Source organism: Pseudarthrobacter sp. RHLT1-30-1 (assembly GCF_059383415.1).
The window spans coordinates 72,338-94,492 of the sequence record NZ_JBWZCG010000017.1 but is presented as its reverse complement, the minus strand read 5'-3'; the positions used below and the strand labels follow the sequence as shown (position 1 = coordinate 94,492).

The 22,155-nt window shown below is 66.1% G+C and carries 18 protein-coding genes and 1 pseudogene; 10 read left to right on the top strand and 9 right to left on the bottom strand.

The genetic code is table 11. From position 1 onward, the window contains the following. Positions 1 to 552, top strand: a pseudogene (locus AC50YM_RS13500) (hypothetical protein); the annotation flags it as partial. A gap of 30 nt (positions 553 to 582) precedes the next feature. On the opposite strand, the gene AC50YM_RS13495 reads toward AC50YM_RS13500, so the two are convergent. From AC50YM_RS13495 to AC50YM_RS13485, 3 genes are all read right to left on the bottom strand, one after another. Next, positions 583 to 1,446, bottom strand: a complete 864-nt coding sequence (locus AC50YM_RS13495; protein ID WP_494957462.1) for an HpcH/HpaI aldolase/citrate lyase family protein — start codon at positions 1,444 to 1,446, stop codon at positions 583 to 585. Positions 1,447 to 1,617: 171 nt separating this feature from the next. Then, the gene (locus AC50YM_RS13490; protein ID WP_494957465.1) at positions 1,618 to 2,574 is read right to left on the bottom strand and encodes an aldo/keto reductase; all 957 of its coding nucleotides are present in this window, start codon (positions 2,572 to 2,574) and stop codon (positions 1,618 to 1,620) included. Positions 2,575 to 2,660: 86 nt separating this feature from the next. Next, positions 2,661 to 4,364 (bottom strand): glycoside hydrolase family 13 protein, encoded by a 1,704-nt coding sequence (locus AC50YM_RS13485; protein ID WP_494957461.1) that lies wholly within the window; start codon positions 4,362 to 4,364, stop codon positions 2,661 to 2,663. A 101-nt stretch (positions 4,365 to 4,465) separates the two neighbouring features. Here AC50YM_RS13485 and AC50YM_RS13480 point away from each other — a divergent pair, with 101 nt between their 5' ends. Then, entirely contained in the window at positions 4,466 to 5,647 is a 1,182-nt protein-coding gene (locus AC50YM_RS13480) for an ROK family transcriptional regulator (RefSeq protein ID WP_494957460.1), read from the top strand. 66 nt (positions 5,648 to 5,713) lie between these two features. On the opposite strand, the gene AC50YM_RS13475 is transcribed toward AC50YM_RS13480, so the two are convergent. Then, entirely contained in the window at positions 5,714 to 7,285 is a 1,572-nt protein-coding gene (locus tag AC50YM_RS13475) for a Na+/H+ antiporter (RefSeq protein ID WP_494957459.1), read from the bottom strand. Positions 7,286 to 7,876: 591 nt separating this feature from the next. Here AC50YM_RS13475 and AC50YM_RS13470 point away from each other — a divergent pair. Beyond that, a complete protein-coding gene (locus AC50YM_RS13470; protein ID WP_494957458.1) occupies positions 7,877 to 10,423 on the top strand; it encodes a M43 family zinc metalloprotease in 2,547 nt (848 codons plus the stop codon). A 220-nt stretch (positions 10,424 to 10,643) separates the two neighbouring features. On the opposite strand, the gene AC50YM_RS13465 is transcribed toward AC50YM_RS13470, so the two are convergent. Both AC50YM_RS13465 and AC50YM_RS13460 read right to left on the bottom strand, forming a co-directional pair. Beyond that, positions 10,644 to 11,303, bottom strand: a complete 660-nt coding sequence (locus AC50YM_RS13465; RefSeq protein WP_494957457.1) for an NAD(P)H-binding protein — start codon at positions 11,301 to 11,303, stop codon at positions 10,644 to 10,646. 55 nt (positions 11,304 to 11,358) lie between these two features. Further along, positions 11,359 to 11,997: a hypothetical protein gene (locus AC50YM_RS13460; RefSeq protein ID WP_494957456.1), complete on the bottom strand. Its 639-nt coding sequence runs from the start codon at positions 11,995 to 11,997 to the stop codon at positions 11,359 to 11,361. A 203-nt stretch (positions 11,998 to 12,200) separates the two neighbouring features. Here AC50YM_RS13460 and AC50YM_RS13455 point away from each other — a divergent pair, with 203 nt between their 5' ends. From AC50YM_RS13455 to AC50YM_RS13445, 3 genes are all read left to right on the top strand, one after another. After that, positions 12,201 to 12,599: a cupredoxin domain-containing protein gene (locus AC50YM_RS13455; RefSeq protein WP_494957455.1), complete on the top strand. Its 399-nt coding sequence runs from the start codon at positions 12,201 to 12,203 to the stop codon at positions 12,597 to 12,599. Then, on the top strand, positions 12,596 to 13,039 hold the full coding sequence (locus AC50YM_RS13450; RefSeq protein ID WP_494957454.1) for a hypothetical protein: 444 nt from the start codon (positions 12,596 to 12,598) through the stop codon (positions 13,037 to 13,039). The genes AC50YM_RS13455 and AC50YM_RS13450 overlap by 4 nt, the downstream gene beginning before the upstream one ends. 134 nt (positions 13,040 to 13,173) lie before the next feature. Continuing rightward, entirely contained in the window at positions 13,174 to 13,911 is a 738-nt protein-coding gene (locus AC50YM_RS13445; RefSeq protein ID WP_494957453.1) for a CDP-alcohol phosphatidyltransferase family protein, read from the top strand. Positions 13,912 to 13,938: 27 nt separating this feature from the next. On the opposite strand, the gene AC50YM_RS13440 is transcribed toward AC50YM_RS13445, so the two are convergent. Both AC50YM_RS13440 and AC50YM_RS13435 read right to left on the bottom strand, forming a co-directional pair. Next, the gene (locus AC50YM_RS13440) at positions 13,939 to 15,471 is read right to left on the bottom strand and encodes an FAD-dependent oxidoreductase (protein ID WP_494957452.1); all 1,533 of its coding nucleotides are present in this window, start codon (positions 15,469 to 15,471) and stop codon (positions 13,939 to 13,941) included. Between the two features lie 218 nt (positions 15,472 to 15,689). After that, positions 15,690 to 16,259, bottom strand: coding sequence for a DapH/DapD/GlmU-related protein (locus tag AC50YM_RS13435; RefSeq protein ID WP_494957451.1), 570 nt, complete (start codon positions 16,257 to 16,259; stop codon positions 15,690 to 15,692). Between the two features lie 290 nt (positions 16,260 to 16,549). Here AC50YM_RS13435 and AC50YM_RS13430 point away from each other — a divergent pair, with 290 nt between their 5' ends. Next, complete coding sequence (locus AC50YM_RS13430) at positions 16,550 to 16,975, top strand: ester cyclase (protein ID WP_494957450.1); 426 nt, start codon at positions 16,550 to 16,552, stop codon at positions 16,973 to 16,975. Positions 16,976 to 17,302: 327 nt separating this feature from the next. Here AC50YM_RS13430 and AC50YM_RS13425 read toward each other — a convergent pair whose 3' ends face one another. Then, the gene (locus tag AC50YM_RS13425) at positions 17,303 to 18,445 is read right to left on the bottom strand and encodes a site-specific integrase (RefSeq protein WP_494957449.1); all 1,143 of its coding nucleotides are present in this window, start codon (positions 18,443 to 18,445) and stop codon (positions 17,303 to 17,305) included. A 267-nt stretch (positions 18,446 to 18,712) separates the two neighbouring features. Here AC50YM_RS13425 and AC50YM_RS13420 point away from each other — a divergent pair, with 267 nt between their 5' ends. From AC50YM_RS13420 to AC50YM_RS13410, 3 genes are all read left to right on the top strand, one after another. After that, positions 18,713 to 18,940, top strand: coding sequence for a helix-turn-helix transcriptional regulator (locus tag AC50YM_RS13420; protein WP_494957448.1), 228 nt, complete (start codon positions 18,713 to 18,715; stop codon positions 18,938 to 18,940). Positions 18,941 to 19,192: 252 nt separating this feature from the next. Then, entirely contained in the window at positions 19,193 to 19,594 is a 402-nt protein-coding gene (locus tag AC50YM_RS13415; RefSeq protein ID WP_494957447.1) for a hypothetical protein, read from the top strand. After that, positions 19,591 to 19,971, top strand: coding sequence for a helix-turn-helix domain-containing protein (locus tag AC50YM_RS13410; protein WP_494957446.1), 381 nt, complete (start codon positions 19,591 to 19,593; stop codon positions 19,969 to 19,971). Before AC50YM_RS13415 ends, AC50YM_RS13410 begins: the two co-directional genes overlap by 4 nt. Positions 19,972 to 22,155 lie beyond the last annotated feature (2,184 nt).

Below are 22,155 nucleotides of genomic sequence, written 5' to 3'. Positions count from 1 at the left end.
GCCTGGGCCGACGGCGGCACCACCGGGATCACCAACCTCGGCGGGCCCTGCCGCAAACACCACGGCCTGAAACACAGCTCCGCCTGGACACCGGCCGGGGCCACCAAAGACGCCCCGCCCGGCTGGACCTCCCCGTCCGGAAGGTACTACGCCAGCGAACAACAGGACTGGGAACCACCCCACTGGCCACCAGGTCTCCTGGACATAGGCGCGGACCCGAACCCTGACGCGGACATCGGTGCAGCCGGGGAAATGTACCCGGAACCGGACAGAGACAAAGACAGTGGCAGAGACCTCGGCATGGGCGCAGCCCTGCCCCCGGACCGAGACATTGACCTGGAACGCGACCTTCCCCCGGATCCAGAACAGGAAAGGGAATTGCCACCGGATCTGTTCCCGGAACGGGACCAGGAGCTGCCCGCGGACCCCTTCCCGGACTGGCACCTGCTCACGGCCGGGTACTCATTCCGTGCCGCAGACCCCGAGGACCCGGTCTTCTACGAGCCCCTCAACGAATCCATCTGGGAACATTTCCTTGCCCACCACGCCTGACACCGGCTGAATGCGGGAGTTAGACCTGCCCTACAGGGCCGGCTGCACGCCAAAGGCCACCGCGAGCTTCATGATCTTCTCGGCACGGCCCAGTCGCGGCAGGTCGGAGCCGTCGCGGATCACGCGGCCGCTTGCCTCGAAGTCGGCCATGAAATCCGTGGCCCAGGCGACGTCGGACGGCGTCGGGCTGATGACCTCATTGATGACGTGGGTCTGGTCGATCGCGAGGCAGAGCTTGCCGGTCATGCCCATCATCACGGTGATGCCGGTCTGCTCGCGGAGGATCGGGTGGTTGGTGCCCACGGTGGGGCCGTCGATGGGGCCCGGAAGGTTCCCGACGCGGCTGGCCACGACAAGCTTGGCGCGCGGGTAGGCCATCGCCTCGGCCGTGGCGGCCATGCCCGTGTCGCGGCGGAAGTCGCCTGAGCCGAAGGCCAGACGGAACGCGCCCTGCGCCTTGGCGATGTTGTTGGCTTCCTCGATACCTACGGCGGACTCGACGAGCGGTATGACCGGCGTCTTGCCGTCCATCCGGTGGAAGCTCTCGGTAACCTGGTCCGCGGACTCGGTCTTGGCCAGCATTACGCCCAGCAGGCCCGGGGTTCCGCGGAGCCCGGCCAGGTCGTCGGCCCAGAAGGGGCTCGTGGCGTCATTGATCCGGACCCAGGCGGTGCCGCCGGCGGTCAGCCAGTCCACAACGTTGCCGCGGGCCGCATCCTTCTGCGAGGGGTCCACCGCGTCCTCGATGTCCAGGATGATGGCATCCGCGCGGGACACTGCCGACTGGTCGAAGAGTTCGGGTTTCATTGCGTTGACCAGCAGCCAGGAGCGGGCGATTTCGGCGGGGATGTTGCGCTGGGGCCGGACGGTCCCGGCGGTGGTGGTGGAAGTCATGTATCTACGCTAGCCGCCCGGGGGTGTTTCCCGCTAAGCGATCCGGCCCTCTGGGGCGACCAATACGACCAAAATCACGTGCCCACCCCTGCTGACTAGCGGGAGGGGCCGTTCTGAAGCCCCAGAACGGCCCCGGTTGCCAGTCAGATAGGTGGGTAAGGCGTCGGCGGGCTACGGGATGTTACTGCCCCGCGCCGTGACCCAGAGCCGGTACCACTCCGCTCGGGTGAGCGACGCGGCGACCTCGGCCGCGTCTGCGCAGGCGCGGATGCGGTCCGGGTTGGCGGTGCCGATCACGGGGGCGATTCCGGCCGGATGCCTCATCAACCAGCCCAGCAGGACCGATTCCCCGGTCGTCTTTTTTTCGGCGGCCAGCTGCGCCACCAGCACGGCGGTCGCCTCCTCCGCGGCCGACGGCGCCGGGGCCGGCGCCCCCGTGTAGAGGCCACGCGCCAGGGATCCGTAAGCCTGCAGGGTGATTCCGTGCCGGGCACAGTGCTCCACGGTGCCGTGCGGGAAGCTGTAGTCGGTCCCGTCGGCATGGTTGACGAGCACCGTGCTCTCCAGCCAGGCGCGTTTGAACAGGCTCATCTCCAGCTGGTTGGCCACCACGGGCGTCTCGAGCCGGTCCTGCAGCACCTCGATCTGCGCACCGGACATGTTGGACACGCCAAGCGCCCGGACCTTGCCCTCGTCCATCAGCTGCCCGACGGCGGCAGCCACCTCCGCGGGGTCCATCAGCGGATCGGGACGGTGGAGCAGCAGGACGTCCACATAATCCGTGCGGAGCCGGGCCAGGCTCTCGTTGACCCGGGCCAGGATGGCCTCCCGGCTCAGGTCGTAGTACGTCTCCAGGCCCTGTTCGTTGAGCCGGATGCCGCACTTGGTCTGCAGCCGGATGCGTTCGCGCAGCCCGGGCGTCTGCGCCAGCACGTCGCCAAAGACCGCTTCGGACTTGCCGCCGCGGTAGATGTCGGCATGGTCGAACAGGGTGATGCCCGTTGCCAGGGCGGCGTCGACGGCGGCGGCCGCCTCGTCCACGTGCGCGGACGAGTGCGGTTCCGAGGACCAGCTGCCGCCCAGGCCCATGCAGCCGTAAATCAGTTCCTGGCCCGGCGGCCGCCCCAGGGCGGGGCCCGGCGCGGACCCCAGGTCCGGGTGTTGGGCTGGACCCGCCGCAGGCCGTGGCGCTGGCGGCGCACCGCCCGGCAGGGTCACCGCAGCCAGACGGTGGTGCTGCCCGGCAGGCGCTTTCCGTCAAGCGGTCCGCTGCTGAGCAGCACCTCTCCAGCGGGGAGTTCCACGGGCTCGTTGCCGAAGTTGGTCACGGTCTGCCAGCCACCGGGACGGCTGAAGTGCAACACTCCCCGGCCGGCGTTGTGCCATTGCAGTTCCTCGGAAGTCTGCAGTTCACGGCGCAGCTTCAATGCCGCGCGGTAGAACTCAAGGGTGGAATCCGCGACCCCGTCCTGGGCTGCGACGGCGTAACGGCTGAACCAGGCCGGCTGCGGCAGGTGCGCCCCGCCGTCGCCGAACCCGAACGAGGAGCCCTCAGGAGTCCAGGGCAGCGGGACCCGGCAGCCGTCGCGGCCGATCTCGACGCCCTTGTTGCGGAAGAAGGTCGGGTCCTGGCGGTCGGCGTCGGGAATCTCCGCGACCTCCTGGAGTCCGAGCTCCTCACCCTGGTAGAGGTACGCGGAGCCCGGCAGTGCCAGCATCAGCTGGGTGGCAGCGCGGGCACGGCGCAGTCCAAGGTCGATGTCGAGTTCCTCGGCCGGGGCACCGGCCAGCAGCCAGCCCTTGCCGTCCTGGCCCTTGGCGTGCCTGCCGCCACCCTGGGGAAGCCCGTAGCGCGTGGCGTGGCGGACGACGTCGTGGTTGGAGAACACCCAGGTGGAGGAGGCGCCGGATTCGGTGGCCTCGGCCAGGTTCCGGGTGATGATCTCGCGGAATTCCTCGGCGTCGAAGTCGGCCTGCAGCAGGTCGAAGTTGAAGGCCTGTCCGAGGCCCTCTGGGCTCGCGTAGCGGCCGCGGCGGCTGGCGTGGACCCAGGCTTCGGCGACGGCGGTGCGTGGCGGGTTGTATTCGTTGAAGACCTCGCGCCATTCGACGTAGATCTCGTGGACCTCGTCGCGGTCCCAGAACGGGTGCGAGCCGTCGTCGTGGCCGTCCGCCCCGGACCCCGGCGGGCTGAGCTCGACCCTGGACAGCAGCGGCTCCGTGAGGTCCTTGGTCAGGGCGTGCGCCACGTCGACCCGGAAGCCGTCCACGCCGCGGTCGGACCAGAAGCGGAGGGTCGTGAGGAAATCATCCCGGATTTCGCGGTTGGACCAGTTCAGGTCCGGCTGTTCCTTCGCGAAGATGTGCATGTACCACTGGCCGGGGGTGCCATCCGGCTCCGTGATGCGTTCCCAGGCCGGGCCGCCGAAGACGGACTCCCAGTCCGATGGCGCGATCTCGCCGTTTTCGCCCTTGCCATCCCGGAAGATGTAGCGCTCACGGGCGTCGGATCCCCGCGGGGAGGCGAGGGCTTCCTGGAACCAGACGTGGCGGTTGGAGGAGTGGTTCGGCACGATGTCGGCGATCAGCTTGATGCCCGCCGCGTGCAGGGCGGCGGACATCTCGTCGAAATCCTCGAGCGTCCCGAGCTTGGGGTCGACGTTGCGGTAGTCGTCGACGTCGTACCCGCCGTCCGCGAGGGCCGAGGGGTAGAAGGGGCTGAGCCAGACGGCGTCGATCCCGAGGCCCTTGAGGTACGGGATCTTGGCCGTGATGCCCTTGATGTCGCCGAGGCCGTCCCCGTTGGAGTCGGCGAAGCTGCGCGGGTAGATCTGGTACACGGCTGCCTGCCGCCACCAGTTCGGGTCGGCGGCGAGATCGGAACCGGACAGGGTTGCCAGCGTGGCAGTGTTGGGCAAGGGGTGATCCTTAGGGGGTTCGAAACTGGTTCTGGTATTTTAGATACAAGCTAAATATATTGCCGGAACAATTATGGGTCCGGGCTGACGGGGAGGTCAAGATGGCGCTGCCGCACGCCGCCGCCACGCCCCGTCTGTTGCGCCGGGTGAACGCCCAGTCAGTGCTCGGCGTCATCCGGAACACCGAGGTGGCCACCGGCACGGAGCTGATGGCCCGGACCGGGTTGTCGCGCGCATCGGTCATTGCCGTCTGCGAGGACCTGATCCGGCGCGGCTGGATCCGCGAGCTGAACGCCCGGGACGAGGACCATCCCGGCAGCCCGGGCAAGGGACGCCCGGCCCGGCGCTTCGAACTCAACTCGAGGGCAGGTTTCGTCCTTGGCCTCGACCTCGGCGCGGCCACCACCACCGCGGCCGTCGCGGACCTCCGCGGCACCGTCGTCGGACGCTGCACCGAGCGCTTCCGGGCCGCTGACATCCCCGCGGCGGAGCGGATCAACGTCGTCGACCGGGCCTGCCGGCGGGCGCTGGCGGCCGTCGGGGCCGGCCCGGAGATGGTCCTCGCCGTCGGTGCGGGCATCGCCGCACCCGTGGACCGCGACGGCAACGTGCTGGTCACCCAGCATTTCTGGAGCCTGTTCGACGTCGGGCTCCGCACAGCGCTGAAGGACCTGCACGGCTGGACCGTGCTGCTGGAAAACGACGCGAACCTGGCCGCCCTGGGCGAACGCTGGCGCGGTTCCGGCGCCGGCGTCGACGACCTCGTGGTGCTGCTGGCCGGCGAGCGGCTGGGCGCGGGAGTAATGGAGTCCGGGCGGCTGCTGCACGGCCGCCGCGGCGGGGCCGGCGAAATGGGGTACCTGGAGCTGGTGCAGGGGGTCGGCTCGACCGACGGCATCGCCCGCCTGGCCAGGCAGTGGTCCGCGGCCGGCGGCGGGCCTGCCGCCGGCAGTGAGGCGAGCGCACGTCGGGTCTTCGAGGATGCTGCCGCCGGGGATCCCGCGGCGCTGGCCATCCTCGACCGGATCTCGGACCGGATGGCGCGGGTGATCGCCTCCGTGGCGAGCTTCATCAACCCGGAACAGGTGGTGATCGGCGGCGCAGTGGCCGATTCCGCCGGGGTGCTGCTGCCGGGCATCACGGCCCTGCTCCCCCGCTTCACCGCAACACCGCCGCGCGTGACGGTCTCGCCGCTGGGCGACGCGATCGTCACGATGGGCGCCATCCGGCACGCCCTGGACTACGTCGAGACGAACGCCCTGGAGCTGGAGCTCAGGAAATAGGGACGGCGCACGCACCTGTGGCTCCCCCGCGCGGGCTACCGCGGGCCACTGTGGCTCCCCCGCGGGCTACTCCGGCATGATCATGGTGCGCAGGTCCAGCTGCCGGAGGACCCTGTCCGCGACCTCGGGGTCCATTCCGGGTTCGTTGCGGGCGGCGAGGACTTCCTGGCGCGCGGCGTCGAGCGCGATCGTCTGGACGGCGATGGCCAACTCTCGTCCGCGTTTGCGCTTCTCCGCCACACTTTCGTTGCGGATGCTGCCGTCCAGCAGTTCAGCGTGCAGTCGGGTCATCTTTTCCTTGACCAGCGCCACCTTCTCGGGCGGCAACTCGTTCATCAGCTCGTTCGCCCGCAGCGCCGCGACGGCGGCCTCCTGGGCCCGCCGGGCGAGGACGCGGGCGGCGTCGCGCTCCTCCGAACCGTCGCCGGTAGCCTTCAGGACCCGCATCAGCCAGGGCAGAGTCAGCCCCGGCAGCACCAGGGTGGCCAGCAGCACCGCGCACGCGATGACAATGAGCTGGCTGCGGGCCGGGAACGGGCTCCCGTCGGCAATGGTCAGCGGGAGCGCAAGGGCGAGCGCAAGGGTGGCCAGTCCGCGCATCCCGCACCAGGTGAGGATGAGGACCTCCTTGGCGGAATTCGGCCGCAGTGAATCCTTCGGTGTGCGGCCCAGCCCGGACATCATGGCCATCCAGGCGAACCGGACGGCGAACACCAGCACGCAGACCACCACGGCGTTCCCGATCATCCCGACGATTCCGGCGCCCTCGTCCCGGATGACCTGCCGGACTTCCAGCCCGACCAGCCCGAAAGCGAGCCCGGTGACCAGCAGCTCTACGACGTCCCAGAAGGCGGTGCGGGTGACCCGCTCGGCGGCGTCCTGCGGCCGGGCGTGGCGCTGAATCTCCAGCGCGGTGACGACGACGGCGATGACCCCCGAGGCGTGCACCTCCTCGGCGAGGATGTAGGCCGCGAACGGCACCACCAGGGTCACTGCGGTGCGGGAGACCAGTGACTGGACCAGCCGGGTGATGAGGCTGGTCAACCAGCCCATGCCGATCCCGACGGCGACTGCAATCGCCGCGCCGAGGACAAACTTCAGGACGACGTCGGGTGCGAACTCGGTGCCGGAAACCGTCGCTGCGACGGCAGCCTGGAAGATGACGATAGCGGCGGCGTCGTTGAAGAGCCCCTCGCTCTGCAGCACCGTGATGAGCCGCCGGGGCATGTGGACGCGGCCCGCGATGGACTCCACCGCCACCGGGTCCGGCGGGGCGACCATGGCGCCCAGGGCGATCGCCGCGGGAATGCCGATCCCCGGGATCAGCAGCCAGGCCGCTCCGGCGACGACCGCCGTCGAGACCACCACGAGGGCCACGGCGAGCATCAGCAGTGTCCGCCACCGGACCCGGAACACGGCCCAGGAACTGCGTTGGGCCGTGGCGAAGAGCAAGGGCGGCAGGAAGATCGGCAGGATCAGTTCCGGCGTAAACGCTATTTCGGGAAATCCCGGGATGAACGTCAGCGATGCGGCCAGGATAAGCATCAGGACCGGGAACGGCAGCCGCAGCCGGTCCCCGATGCCGACAGCCACGACCGTGGCCAGTAGCAGTCCAACGATAAGTGCCAACTGGTCCATAGTCCCACTTTCCACGGGAGTCATCGGGTCGGGCCGTTGCGTCGGATGAGCCGGCCGCCCCCACCACTTTACCGGCACGTGGTGCTCGACGAGGGGGCGGATGGACGGACGCCGAAGTCCGGGCGGAAGTACCCGAGGTCGTTGCTGGAGCGATGAGAAGGGCGCCGGATTCTGCAACGATTGGCTACCGAAAAATAAGGTTTCTTTGTATTTTGTCTGGTCAAATGCCATATCGTCCGTAGACTGACCTCACTTCCCGGTCTCCCCGGCCGTCCCCCTGAGCCTTCAGCGGGACGGCGGTCTCATGAAAGACAAAACGTGAACTCAATACGGAAGACGACAGCGCTTTTGACGGCGCTTCTCGTTACGCTTGCTTCACTCACCGCTGCAACGCTTACGCCTGCCCTCGCCGAACCGACGCCTGCACCGACGTCGACGGCCTCACCCACGCTGTCGCCCGGGCCCACCCCTGAACCGACAGCCGCTGACTCCAATGCGAGCACAGCCACGGCTTCTGAAACGCCCAGCCCAGCCGTGAGCACGGCCGCACCGGCGACAGCCGAGTCGCAGACAGTCACGAATCCTGAACCTTTGTTCACGGAGGTGATTGGTGGCAGCAACCCCACGTCCAGCCACAGCACCGGGACGGCGGTACCCGGCAAGGGCGCCGAACAGCACGCGGCGGCGACCGAGGCCTATTCCATCGCCCGGAGCGGCGACATCAAGGTGAAGCTGGTTATGGTCCAGCTGGCCGATCGGACGGCTGCCATCTCGGAGACGGACGCCCGGGCCGCCATAAACACCAGCAGCCAGTACTGGCAGGCCATGTCCAACGGCCGGCTGTCGATGAGCGTCGACACCGTCGAAAACAGGTCAAGCAAGGCGACCTCCACCCAGAGTTACTCATCAATGATGAACACCATCGCGACAGAAATCGGCTGGGTCCCCAGCTCCTACACGGCGCTCGTGGTGTTCGTTTCCACTCCGACGCTGTCGGACGGGGCCTATGGCGCAGGCTGGAGCTACAACGGAACGAGCGGACGCGTCCTCATGCCGCTTCCGGCCACGCTGACCAAGAGTGTCCTCACCCACGAGTTCGGGCATGTCCTGGGGCTGATGCACGCCAACAGACTCCGCTGCACAAATGGAGCCGTAGACACCGCCAGCAACGCCGACGGGTCATTCGCCAACGGCACGTGCAGCGTGGAGGAGTACAAGGACAACCTTGACCTGATGGGTGTCTCACAGACCAGCCAGCCGGTGGTCAGCTCCCCCACCTACGAGTTTGGCGGATTCGGAGCCGGCACCGAGGTCAGGAACGTGGGGAAGGTAGCCGGCAAGAACTCCTATCAGTTGACCGCGTGGGGAAGCGCGTACGCGAACCGCGCCCTCAGGTTCACGGACCCCGTCAGCGGCGAGACCTATTACGTCGAACTTCGTCTCCCGGTGGGCAACGATGCCGCAACGGCTCTCAACGGCAACCGAGGCGTCAAGGTGGTCCAGGCTTACGGTGCCGGTTCCCTCGCCCTGCAGCCCAGCACCACCACATTCAGCGGCTACTACAGCTACAACCAAACATGGCAGGCCGGCCAGACGTTCACCACGCATGCCGGGACGCGCGTGACCATTGACTGGATTTCGACCTCGGCTGCTGGGATCACGATTGAATCCATGGTTGCAGTGGCAGCGGCGGCAATTGCCCCGGTCGCATCGGCTACGGAAAGCCTGGGATTCGCTACATCCGGCGTCCTTTGCGGATTGAAGGATGGCGGTTGCTACCAAGCCTTTCAGAACGGCACCATCCACTACGCCCCCGGCGTCGGCGCCTACGCCACCATGGGATCTATCCGTACGACGTGGGGAACTTTCGGCTACGAAAACGGCAAATTAGGATATCCGGTCACCAACGAGATCTGCGGACTGGCGGGCGGAGGCTGCTACCAAGGCTTCCAGGGCGGGACCATCCACTACGCCCCCGGCATCGGCGCCTATGCCGCCTGGGGCGGCATCCGGGCCATCTGGGGAACCTTCGGCTACGAAAACGGCAAACTCGGCTACCCCCTCACCAACGAGATCTGCGGACTCGCCAAAGGCGGCTGTTACCAGGCCTTCCAGGGCGGCGACATCCACTACCTGCCCGGCATCGGCGCGTACGCCACTTCAGGGCCGATCAGGTCCACCTGGGGAACCCTCGGCTACGAAAACGGCAAACTTGGCTACCCGGTCACCACCGAGATCTGTGGACTCGCCAATGGCGGCTGCTACCAAGGCTTCCAGGGCGGCACCATCCACTACGCCCCCGGCATCGGCGCCTACGCCACCTGGGGGTCGATCCGGGCCATATGGGGTACTTTCGGCTACGAGAAAGGCAAACTCGGCTACCCTCTCACCAATGAGATCTGCGGACTAACCGGCGGCGGCTGCTACCAAGCGTTTCAGGGTGGCACCATCCACAACGCCCCCGGCATCGGCACCTACGCCACCTGGGGCGGCATCCGCGCCACCTGGGGAACCCTCGGCTACGAAACCGGCAAACTCGGGTACCCCATCACCAACGAAATCTGCGGACTAACCGGCGGCGGCTGCTACCAAGGCTTCCAGGGTGGCACCATCCACTACGCCCCCGGCATCGGCGCCTACGCCACGTGGGGCGGGATCCGGGCCATCTGGGGAACCCTCGGCTACGAAAAGGGCAAACTCGGCTACCCCGTCACCAACGAAATCTGCGGGCTCGCCAACGGCGGCTGCTACCAAGGCTTCCAGGGTGGCACCATCCACTACGCCCCCGGCATCGGGGCCTACGCCACCTGGGGCGGCATCCGGGCCACCTGGGGAACCCTCGGCTACGAAAATGGCAAACTCGGCTACCCTCTCACCAACGAAATCTGCGGACTCGTCGGCGGCGGCTGCTACCAAGCGTTTCAGGGCGGCACCATCCACTACGCCCCCGGCATCGGCGCCTACGCCACTTCCGGGCCAATCCGCGCCGCCTGGGGTAACCTCGGCTACGAAAACGGCAAACTCGGTTACCCCGTCACCAACGAAATCTGCGGACTCGACAACGGCGGCTGTACCCAGAGGTTTCAGAATGGGGCCATCAACTGGTCACCACAGGAAGGCAGTGTGGTCGTTCCATAGCGATTTCAGAACCGGGCCTGCGGCACCCGTTGCGCCTTGATCGCTGATGGCCAGCGCGGGCGTGCGTGCTGGGACTACCGCCAAATTGTCGCCATGTGCCCGCCGAGCAAGACGGGTCGCCCCTCGACGGATGAACCGTCCGCCTGCACCGGCGGGCCAACTACCGGCCGAGAACGGACCAAGTCAGTATGGGCGCCCGACCGGCGGGATAGCTGCCGCGTCAGCTCCCGGGTTCCAGGGCAGCAGCAAGTGGCAGTGTGCCATCCCGGAATTCGATCGTGCGCCCCGACGTTGAGGGCAGGCCCAGGACGGCGGCGGCGACGAGGGCCACGTTGGCACGGGCTGTTTCCCGTCCGCCGGAGGTATCTGCCGGGTCGACCTCGATCATGCCGTTGCCGGGCCCGTCAGTGAGCGCTCCCGGGCCCAGGATGGTCCAGTTCAGGCCGGTTCCGCGCAGGTAGGTGTCGGCGGCCGCCTTGGCCTCGGCATACGCGTAGAAGCTGTTGTCCTCGGGGACGCCGTGATCCGGCCCGGCGCCGAGATAGGAGACCATGATGTACCGCTCGACGCCGGCGCTGACTGCCGCGTCCATCGACCGGATGGCGGCGTCCCGGTCTACCGCGTAAGTCCGCTCGGGGCTTCCGCCGCCGGCGCCGGCCGACCAGACCACCGCGTCGTGGCCACGGAGCGCCTCGGCGATCTCCGCCGTCGTCGAATGTTCAACGTCGAGCACCACGGGAGTGGCCCCCGTCGCCTCAACGTCCTCGCGGTGGCCGGGGTTGCGGATGAACGACGTTACGTCCGTTCCTTCACCGGAGAGGATACGGGAGAGTTCCAAAGCCACTTTGCCGTGGCCGCCAATGATTGCGATTCGCGTCATGGACCCATTCTGTCCCACTGCCCCGAACCTGCAACTGTGCGCGCCGAATCCACGTTCACCCGGCTGCGGTGAGGCTGGCGATATGGGCTGCCACCGCCCATCCAGCGCCGGCGTACTCGGCGGCCTGGTGGGGGCCGACGACGGTGTAGAGGGTGTCCGCTCCATGGATGAACGCCTCGTCGGCCAGTGCCGCCAGCACCGCCGGCTCGAAGCTTTCCTCGGCAGCAGGTGCTTGGGTCTCCATGCCGCCGATGACGGCGAGCCCGCCGTCGATCCTGACGCGGCCGCTGGCGACGGGGTGGTCGAAGACGGAGATTTCCACGACGTCGTAGAGCTCCAGGGGCGCCTGGGCAAGCTCTGCATTCTCCGGCAATTCCAGCACGGTGTTCAGCTCATCCGTGGGGGCGGTAAGCAGCACGGCCTGCCCCGCAAGGGCCAGGCCGTGGGCGGCGGCGTAGTCCAGTGCGGTCTCGGAGTCTCCGCTCACCAGGGTCAGGACCGCCCCGGGATGCTGTCGGACGGTTTCTACGGCGCGGTCGGCGTCGGTTCCGGGCCAGGCGAGGATGTACTCCGGAGGGGCGCCGGCCCCGGCCGGTGCCGTGCGGATTCCGGAACCGTAGGGGGCTGAGGTTTGCCCGCGCACGGCGGCCCATGCGCGGGCCCAGCGGGGAAGGGTCTCCTGCCAGTCAGACATGAAACTTTCTCCTTGAATCGGTTAGTTCGAGGATACGCGAAGGCTGCCGCCAAAGGTCTGGCGATTGAACCGTCACCCGAACTGTTTTCCGGCGAACATTTCCGCCCAAGTGGCGGGAGTCATTTTGGCCGGGTGCGCGCAGAATTGTAGGAACAGGCAGGGCCTACACCGGCTCTGGTTTCCGGCGTCGAGGACGGTAAACCATGAAGGCACTTCAGGCCCGGGCTGCAGGGCTGGTCATGGCGGCGCTCCTCTTGGCCGCGTGCGTCCTGGCCGGGTGCGCCCCCGGCGGCGGAAGTCCCGCGGCGACCACTGCTCCGGTGACCGCGCCGGCGACGGGAACGGCCACCGCGGCGGCGACCATCACCATCAAGAACTTCGAATATGGTGCGCCGGTAACCGTGCCGCCCGGCGCCGTCGTCGCGGTCACCAACATGGACAACGCCGCGCACACCGTCACGGCGGACCAGGGCTCGGCATTTGACGTGGATGTCCGGGGCAGCGGCGGGACAGCCACCTTTACGGCCCCGTCAACCCCGGGCACCTACTCCTACCACTGCACCTATCACCCCAATATGCACGGGACGCTGACCGTCAAATGAACATGGTCCTGCGGGTGCTGACAGCCCTGGCGTTGTTTATCGATGCGGGTGTGCATATCCATCTGGCCCCCGGCTACCAGGCCGCCACATCCGCCGGGATCGGCCAAGGCAACCTGTTCCTGTTCGAATCGGCTGCGGCGCTGCTGGCAGGGCTTTACGTTCTGGTCCGGGGCAGCCGGGCCTCGTATGCTCTGGCCCTGGTTGTGGCTCTAAGCGCGTTCGCGGCCGTGGTGCTGTACCGCTACGTCGATGTCCCGGCGTTCGGCCCGTTCCCGGCGATGTACGACCCTGTCTGGTTTTTTGAGAAGTCGCTCAGCGCGGTCGCGGAAGGTGCAGGCGCCCTCCTCGCCGCGATAGGCCTGGCCCGCAGCGGGCGCGTCCACGATGCGCCGGCGTCGGCGTCGGCCCGACGGCGCTCCGCCCTTCGGCGCTCCGCCTGACCTGGTCAGCCGACCAGGTCAGGCGACCAGGATCCTCGGCAGGGATCCTCGGCGGGGGCCTCGGCGGGCGTCCGACCGCCGCGCGGTGCTCGCCTGGCCAACGCGCCGTTGCTACCCTGTGAACGAGGTGGCGCATGGATAGCAGGACCGCAGGGCGGGCAGCGGCCGACGCGATGGCCGCGGTGGCGTCGTACTGCGTCGCGGGCCTCTGGCTCTCCACGGCGTACTCCCCCGGCCTCGGACTTCAGACCATCGGACTGGCCGCCGGCGCCGTGGTCGTCGGAGGCGCCGTCACCTCCGTCCTGCGCCGCACTCCCCGTTACTCCACTCCCGCGGACCAGATAACCCTGCTCCGGGCCGTCCTCGTCTCCCTATGCGCCGTGCTGGCCGTTCCGGCTTTGTTCACCGGGCTGACCCCTGACCCGCTCCTGGTCGTCGTGGGTGCCGTTGCCTTTCTTCTCGACGCCGTCGACGGTCCCGTCGCCCGGCGCACCGGCACAGCATCGGCGGAGGGCGCACGCCTTGATACCGCAACCGACGCGGCCCTGGTACTCGTTCTGTCCTGCGCAACCGTGACCGCCGTTGGGGTTTGGACCCTCGGCATCGGAGCCCTGTACTACGTGTTTGCGGCCGCGGGCCACTTCCGGCCCCACCTTCGCCGCCAGCTCCCGCCGAGCATGGCGCGCAAGGCGATCGGAGCCCTCCAGCCGTTCGCGCTGCTCGTCGCCTTGGCCCCGGGCATCCCTCCGGCTGTTGCAGCCGCGGCCCCCGCCTTGGCCCTTCCGCTGCTCACCTTTTCCTTCGCCCGCGACGTCGTCGAACTGGAACGGCGCCGCCACAGTTCGCCCCGGGCCACCGCCGGCCAACGATGAACGCCGATGCGGGCGCGGACAGCGGGATCATCCCTCCCCGTCGGGTGACGGTCGAGGGGACAGGTTCGTGCTGGCAGGACCTTGAATGACGGTGCCGTCGGTGGCAAACCGCGAGCCATGGCAGGGGCAGTCCCAGGTCACCTCGGCGGCGTTGAACTCGACAGTGCAGCCCAAATGCGTGCAGATCGCCGAGACCGACCGTAATTGGCCGGTCGGATCAGCGTAGACGGCGATCTTTTCGCCTCCCCTTTCGATGACCGCGCCCTCCCCCGGGGCCAGGCCCACGGGAGCGTCCTGGTCTTCCTGGGCCGGCGCTGCCTGCTGTGTCCGGGGCGGAATCGGTGCGCTCTGGCCAGCGGACGCCGGTCCCCCTGCCCGGGGCGCCCGATTGCTGTCGAACACGCGCGCCCAGGGGTTTGCCCGGCCACACAAGGTGTCGGCGAGGATCAGGGCCCCGGCGGTGCCGTTCGTCAGGCCCCACTTCCGTAGACCGGTGATCACGTGGACGTGGGTGGAGCCCGGGGACATGAGACCTACGTACGGCAGCCCGTCAACGGGGATGCCATCCTGGGTGGACCAGCGAAATGCGGGCTCGCCGGTGCCGAGCCGGTCACGGCTGAAAGCAGCCAGACGGCGATACCGCTCCGCCGACCCGCCGGCGTCGGACTCCGCCGGATGGCCCTCGCCTCCGGCGAGCACGTAACCGGAGCCATCGACGTCGACGGCCAGAATCGAACGCATCGGCTCCTCGACGCTGATGTAAGTCCCCTCCAGGGGTACGGAACCCGCCCGGCTGGCGACGAGGTAGGAGCGGTGCAGGAGGCACCGCGCAGCAAAGCCTCCCTGGTCCCCGAACGGCACATTGGTGGCCACGATGACATCCCGTGCCCGGAGGGATCCCCGCTCCGTCTCCACGACCACCGGCGAGCCGTCCCGGAGCGCCAGGGCGCGGGACTCCTCAAACACGAAACTGCCCGCGCCATCGACGGCGCGGGCAAGGCCCTGCAGGTATCTCACCGCGTGGAGCTGCGCCTGGTTGTCGAAGCGGACTGCTCCCCTGACCGCGAATGGCAGCGGCACATCGGCGGTAAAGCCGGAAGGGAGGCCGAGCCTGGCGGCCAGATCGGCCTCGTCCCGGACGAGGGCCAAGGCCTCTTCTGTTTCGGCATAGGTGAAGTTCGGCACCCGGCGGAACCCGCAGTCGATGTCCTCCTCCGAAACGACGCGCGCGATGTGCTCAACGGCCGCCTGGTTCGCCTGCCCGTAGCTGCGCGCGGTGCCGGGCCCGTGGCGCCCTGCCAGCTCGGTGTACACCAGGCGATGCAGCGAGGTTACCTTGCCGGTGGTGTGCCCCGTGACCCCTGTACCGATCCGCGCCGCCTCGATCACCGCGACCGTCTGGCCGGCACGTTTCAGGGCCAGCGCTGCGGTCAGGCCCGCAACGCCACCGCCGATCACCGCCGTGTCAACGTCGATGCCGGTGCCGAGCGCGGCATAGCGGGTGCTCTCCGCGGTGGCGGTCCACAGGGAAATCGCCTGCCCCTGCGACTTCTCACTCATACCCCTGCCCTCCTACGAGCACACCATACTGCTGGGGGCGGCCTGTTGTCCTGCGATACCTCGCCGGACACAGATAAACCCCCGGAATCACGCGGATTCCGGGGGCCAAGTAGCAGTGCCAAGACCGCCGGATCCGCACTTGTCGGCACGTCCTGGATGGGAGCCACATTCCAGCTGGGCGGCGTGCTGGCACGCCACGAAGTTGAAAGCAGCGCGGTTCAGTTGTGAAGCGAGCGCACCACGCGTGCCGGCGAGCCAACAACCAGGGCATTCTCGGGTACGTCCTTCGTGACAACGGACGCAGCCGCCACGACGGCGTTATCACCAATTGTCACGCCCGGCAGAATCGTGACGTTAGACCCGATCCACACATTGCGACCGATGACGATTGGAGCCGGGTGCATGTCCGTTCGGCGGCTCGGCATGAGGTCGTGGTTGAGTGTGGCCATCACCGAGTTGTGCCCGATTAAGCAGTCGTCCCCGATCACGACACCGCCCTGGTCCTGAAACTTGCAGCCGGAATTGATGAAGATCCGCTTCCCGAGGGTGATGTTCTTCCCGAAGTCGGCGTAGAAAGGCGGGAAAACGGTTACCGATTCGTCCACTGGTTTGCCTGTCAGCTGGCCCAACAGCTCCCGTACCCGCGCCGGTTCTTGATATTGTCCGTTGAGCTCGCCGGTAATGCGCAGGGCATCCTGGCTGACGCGGTGCATGACTATATGTAAGGGCGAGTCCCCCGTGATGGTCTGGCCGGCATTCAGCACGTCGAGGAGGTCATCGAGTTCCATGGTGTCCTTTCAGTCCGACCGGTCCGCCCAGTTCGGTGATCGCGGTTCTGGGGGATCCGCGATTCGGTGCCAGTTCAACGTCCGCTGCGCCGCACAAGGCATGCGGCAACTTCCCACCGCCGAGGAAAACTCCACGATGAGAGCAATGCTGCAGCGGGGCCACATTCACTTACCACGGCCAGGCCAGCGGGTTTAGACTGGCCACGCACAGGGCGCTTGAACTGATCGTACTCGTTGGTTCGGTCGGTCGGCGCGGTTAAGTTTCTCCGTATACCAACGGAAGGACGACGGTGGAGGCCGACGACAACAAGGCGCTTGTGCGGCGCTTCTATGCAGAGATCGACGCCGGGAACATCGATGCAATGGACGATCTGGTTGCTGAGGACTATTTCGACCACAACCCACCATTTCCAGGGCTCCCGGCCGGACGGGAAGGCCTGAAACAGGCCTTCCGGATATTTTGGAAGGCGACGCCAGGGCGGCACGAGATCGAAGACCAGATCGCCGAAGGGGACAAGGTGGTGACCAGGCTTACGGCATACGGTCATCACGAGGGTGAGCTCCCCGGCCCCCTGCCTCCCACTGGTGCCGACCTGCGGGAGACCGGAGTGGCCATCCACCGAGTAGAAAATGGAAAGATCGCAGAGCATTGGTCAGACCGGGACGACCTCGGGCTGATGCGGCAGCTCGGCGTGATCCAGATGCCCGGGGACTGACCCCGTCCACGCACTGCTCATTTGCTGCCGACCCTGCCCGGCGTCCCGCAACGGCGGTCCGCGAGGGATTTCGGGCAACGGCCACAGCGATGGATGAAGTACGTCCCATTTCGGCCCTTCTTGGACCCCTCCGGACAAGAAAAAACCCCTAGACTCTAACGGAATCTAGGGGTTTTTGCTTCTGTAGCGGCGGGGAGGCTCGATCTCCCGACCTCACGATTATGAGTCGTGCAGTAAATCCAGGTCTCTGCAGGCCTCAGAATGTGATACGCAGCCATTTAACAGCCATATGGTTTTACGGCAAGCGACCGGGTGCCACCCCGACAACTAGACCGAGGGGGGATTCAGCAGACCGTCAACTGCCCTGGCAGACGCCTGCACGTCTTCCGCCAGGAGCTGGGCATACACATCGAGTGTGGTCACGGCCGAACTGTGACCGGCAATCTGCTGGACTGCCTTGATGTTGGAGCCCACGCTGACCCACAGTGTGACCGCCGTCCTCCGCAGGTCGTGAAACACGATAGAAGGAAAGTCCGGGTCCACTTCTTGGCATCGCGCGACGGCCGGGTGGAATGTTCGGCGCGCGAAGTTGGATGACCTCAACGAGCCATTTGACGGAGATGTAAACACGAGGCTTCCAGGCCGCATTCCTTCAACGTGGACCTCCAGCGACACGGCGACCGATCTCGGGATGGGAATCCCCCGGGGCTTGCGACCCTTTGTAGTGTCTCTGAGTTGTAGGCGCCCGTCCACGGGAACTAAAGCTGTCCGGGCAATAACCTGAGGGTCGGCACCGAAAGTTAGCGCGTCAACTCGGAGACCGGCAATCTCCGACCACCGCAGGCCTGTAGTGCCTGCGAACAAGATCAGCAGCTCGTATGCATCGTGGGGTGTCTTCCAGTACCGCCCGCCAGTTGCGGCCTGTTTGGCGAGCGCTTGCAGCTGCGAAACCGTCAGCGCGGCAGGCTCCCGGATCGGTTCCGGCCTTGGCACATTATTGATCGTGGCGTTGCGGGCGGGATTGGAAGGCAAATATCCGCTGCCCACGGCGTATTCGAGCATCCGCCCTAGCTGGCGGTATGACCGCTGGCGGGCATCGTCAGTGGCAAACGTTTTCAGCCAGTCATTGATCACCGTAAGCGTGAGGGTGGCAAGGGCCCGGTGCTCAAGGTGGGCCCTCATATATGTTTCATAAATCCGCTTGTAGCCTGCCACGGTGACGGGCGATGCGGGGCGCATACCCCTCGCACCCACCTTTTCAATACGCGCGATCCATTCTTCGTACAGATCATGAAACCGCATCTTGCCACCCTTTCGGGTATCCATGAGGGTGCCGCCGGCCTTCGCGGTGTTGATCTGCAACTCGTGCGCCTGTGCTTCGCCCTTCGTCCGGAAGCGCTTGTACCGACGTTTGCCGGCGACACGGTAGTCGAGCTCGTACTTCCCCCCGGGAAGCTTGTTGATTGCCATGCCGCAACACTAGCCAATAAGTCGTACATTCGCGAGCGAGATAACGACGGTTAGCTACACAGAATGGTCATATCAGACCTTCTCCAAGGTCCCCTGCGGGTCCCGGAGGCAGATGAAGGTCTGGACAAAGCCTGTCCAAGGAGAAGCGATCCCCTTCCTGAGTCCGTTCCAAATGACCCAATGAGCGTTGCCCTTTTTTGTCTATGCAAAACGCACTTCGTCGCCGGTCGCTCGTGCAACCGACGACCCTACCATCCGGAGATTTCTTTGACCGTTACCCCCGTTCACGTCAAAGCCACTGTCGAAAAGGCCCAGCAGATGTCCCAGTCCCTGTACATGGATCGCCGCACGACGGCCACGTTCATGGGCGTCAGCGAGAAGTTTCTTGCCACCCACCTGACCGATGGACCCAAGCGTCTGCGCGTCGGATCCAAGGTCATGTACCGCCTCTCCGATGTCGAGAATTGGATGCGGCAGCAGGAGATCGTCCGCTAAGACGCGCCCGCCGTGCTTGAAGACGGACCGCCACCGACCCTGAAGTCCGTGCCGGTAACAGCACGCTTATCAAGCCGGTACGGCTCGATAACTACCACTGCGCCGTCCAACTGCTAGTGCAGTGAGCCAGCCTGCGGCCGAATGTCCCACTACCGGCGGTAGCAGCACATCCGCTCGAATATCTCGTTACAAACCGACCAGGCACTTTCCTGCCTTTGTCGCGCCCTTTTCACCCAAAACTGGAGGTAACCGATGACCCGCATGACCGATCTGTTGTCACCCGAGGCCGCCCCCGCGAAGCGGACGGGCGAGCCGCCGACCGCCGGAGAGATCGCCCGCGGCCCCGCGCTTGCTGCGAGGAACCCGTTCCTGTCCCGCTGGCTCCATGCGATCGCCAGCGACGGCAGCCTGCCGCCCGAAGCGCTTGCGGTGGCAAGTGTGATGGCGCGTTCGGTTGGCATCGGCCGCGTGGCCTTTACGGACTGGCAGCGGATCAATGCCGCGCTTGGGCAGGTAAGGAAGGATCTCACGGTACTGGCGATCATGTCGGAACTCGTGCTGAAGGGATACATCGAGCGCAAGATTGACGACGACAACCGGTTCGGCCTTGGGAACTACGGGTGGTCGCTGATGGTCCCGGAGGGAGAACTGTGAGCGTAGTACCGGGCCAGGCGTCGCGTCCGTTGCAGTATGCCAATGCCATTGCGAAGTCTGGTCTTCCGTCGGGCGTCCGCGCCACCTGCTGGGCCCTGGCTACCTTCGCTGACAACTACACGGGTGAGGCATGGCCTTCGGTGAAGACCCTAGCGGAGGCTGTGGGGTTGTCCGAGGCGGTGGTTTCCAAGCGCACCGGAACGGCCGAGTCGAGGGGTTACTTGCGCAAGGTTCGGCGCACTAATACGTCGATCCTGTACACCATAACGGTTCCCACCGGGGAAGACGTGTCTATGCAGAGTCCTGCCGAAGAAGCGTCGGAGCCGCCCCATTGGATAAAGGACATCGTCGACAACATCGAAGCCGGACGTCCTTAGACGAACTCCTAAATCCCACACAGCAGTAACGCCTGGGTACCCAGAGAATGTCACTCATTGGGTACCCCGGAAATGTGGCTCCCCGAACCGGGACAAAGCCGGCACCTAACTACCCCAATGATCTACCTCATCTCCATCTACCTCATGGCCCGACGCCCCCCAAAGGGCGGCGGACACCGTCATCGATAAATACGGGGCCTAACTACCCCAACTTATGGGCTGTTCTACCTCGGTAGAACGACGCCTTGACGCGGGAGTTGAAGCGCCGCCCGTGCAGGGCGGACCGGTGGATGACCTTGCCTTCGGGCAAGGCACCACCCAGACCGACAAGGGGCCAAGACGTGCCGGCCGTGGTCAACCATTGCCTGGTCAAGGCACTCGATGACCTTGCCTCGGGGCAAGGACATCATCGGAGTCAATGATATTAGGCCGCAGTCCTGCCCAGCTAGCGCTGGTCAAGGAAAGCGGAGCGCAGCGCAGCCCGAAGGGCGGAGCAAGCTCCGCGTAACTCAACGATCCGTTGCGGCGCGCTAACCACCGATATTTACAACAACCCACAACCAAAGGGGAAACTGTGATCAAATCCATGTCCCGGCCCGCGACTGATCGTGTTGAAACTTTTCGGCAGGCCAGGTCCTTTGATGCCAATAAGCGCCACTATCAGGGTCTGAGCATCTGCGGCCCCTGATTCGGCGGTTTGCTGCTCGACGTCATCCTGACGCTGCTCACCGGTGGCCTCTGGCTGATCGTCATCCTGATCAAATTCATGCGGAGCAACTCCCGCTAAACCAAGAACACGCCGCCGCCTCTGACCCCCTCCCGGGCCAAGGTGGCGGCTTTCTTGTGTGCCCTAATCTCGGCGTATTGGGAAAGCTCGAGGCTCTCAGTGCCCCTAGAATGATGCTGTGGCTGATATGGGACCCATTACCCGGGAGTCCTGCGAGCGTCTCCTAGGGGGCACACAGGGCCGCACAGGGGCTATTCCTGGCCAACCCTCCCGGCCCCGGAGCTTCCTATCCCGTACGGCACCCGAGGCGCTACCACGGCCGGGCAGCCTGCCAGGCGCGTAAGGGGTGACCCCCACCCGTGCGAGAAGGTTGCTGTGCTGTCTCAAGCCACGAGGTCCCGCATTTGGCCGCGCGAATAGGTCCACGTCAGGGCTGTCCGCATGGCCCCCGATCATGTGCCGAGCCGACCGCTTCCACGTCGTCCACGACGATATGGGCATCGATGTCGTCGGTATCGGTGTCAGGGTGTCCGTGGGTGCCGCAGTCCCGGGCCGTCGCTTGTCCACGCAACCGCTGGCTTGGGTTACGTCCACGAGTTGCTGTCCGACTGCCGGACCGCGAAGGTTGGCGACACCTGCAACGACTCCGTGCGGGAATTACGGTGTCGGCCGCCACAGCCTGTTTCGGCAGTGACGAGAACTCCGACTAGGTGGTGATTCCAGATAACGCCGATAGCCAAGCACCAGGCCCGGCTGACGACGTCGGTTGTCAGGGCCAAGCCCGCTTGGCCGACACCGACCTTCGATGGGTTGTCTTGGCTGCGAAGGCTGTTCGATTCGATAGCGGTCAAACGACCGAGCCCCCTGGGCTGTCTAGGAGCCTAGGCCGCTGATCACCGGGCGCAGCGCTCCGCACAACCGATGCCCACCTGAACCGTCCCGTAGGACTCTATGGCGCGGCCTCGCGCCAAGCCGCGCTTCATTGATAGCAATTACGAGGTTTGCGTTCACCATGTCGTGGTGCGGTCCCGCAGCAGGGCAGACCAATTCTCAGTCCCGGGCCTTGTTGGAACTAAGGGCACGACGTCCCAAGATGCAGCTTTCCCAAGCAACCTGGACCGCCGCGGCGGTCACGGCGAAACGGGTCTGACGTCTGTCACGAGGCGGGCTGGCGGTCCGGTATGGCTGGAAGCCCCGGGGATTCAGCTCGGTCCGTAGACCGCACTGCGGCGAGACGCAGGTGAGATGAACGGATAGGCGGAACGCTGGAGAAACGCATGTGCCACGACGACCAGCGTTCGTTTCAATAGACGCAGGTGCGCCAAATCCCAACGCATCCTGGCAAGAGACGCAGGTGCCCATCCGGCCGACATAGCAGGATATTCGCACTAAAACCTGCGCCAACAGGGACCTCTCAGATGGACTACGTTTTGTAGCCCATATTCAGGAGAGATCAT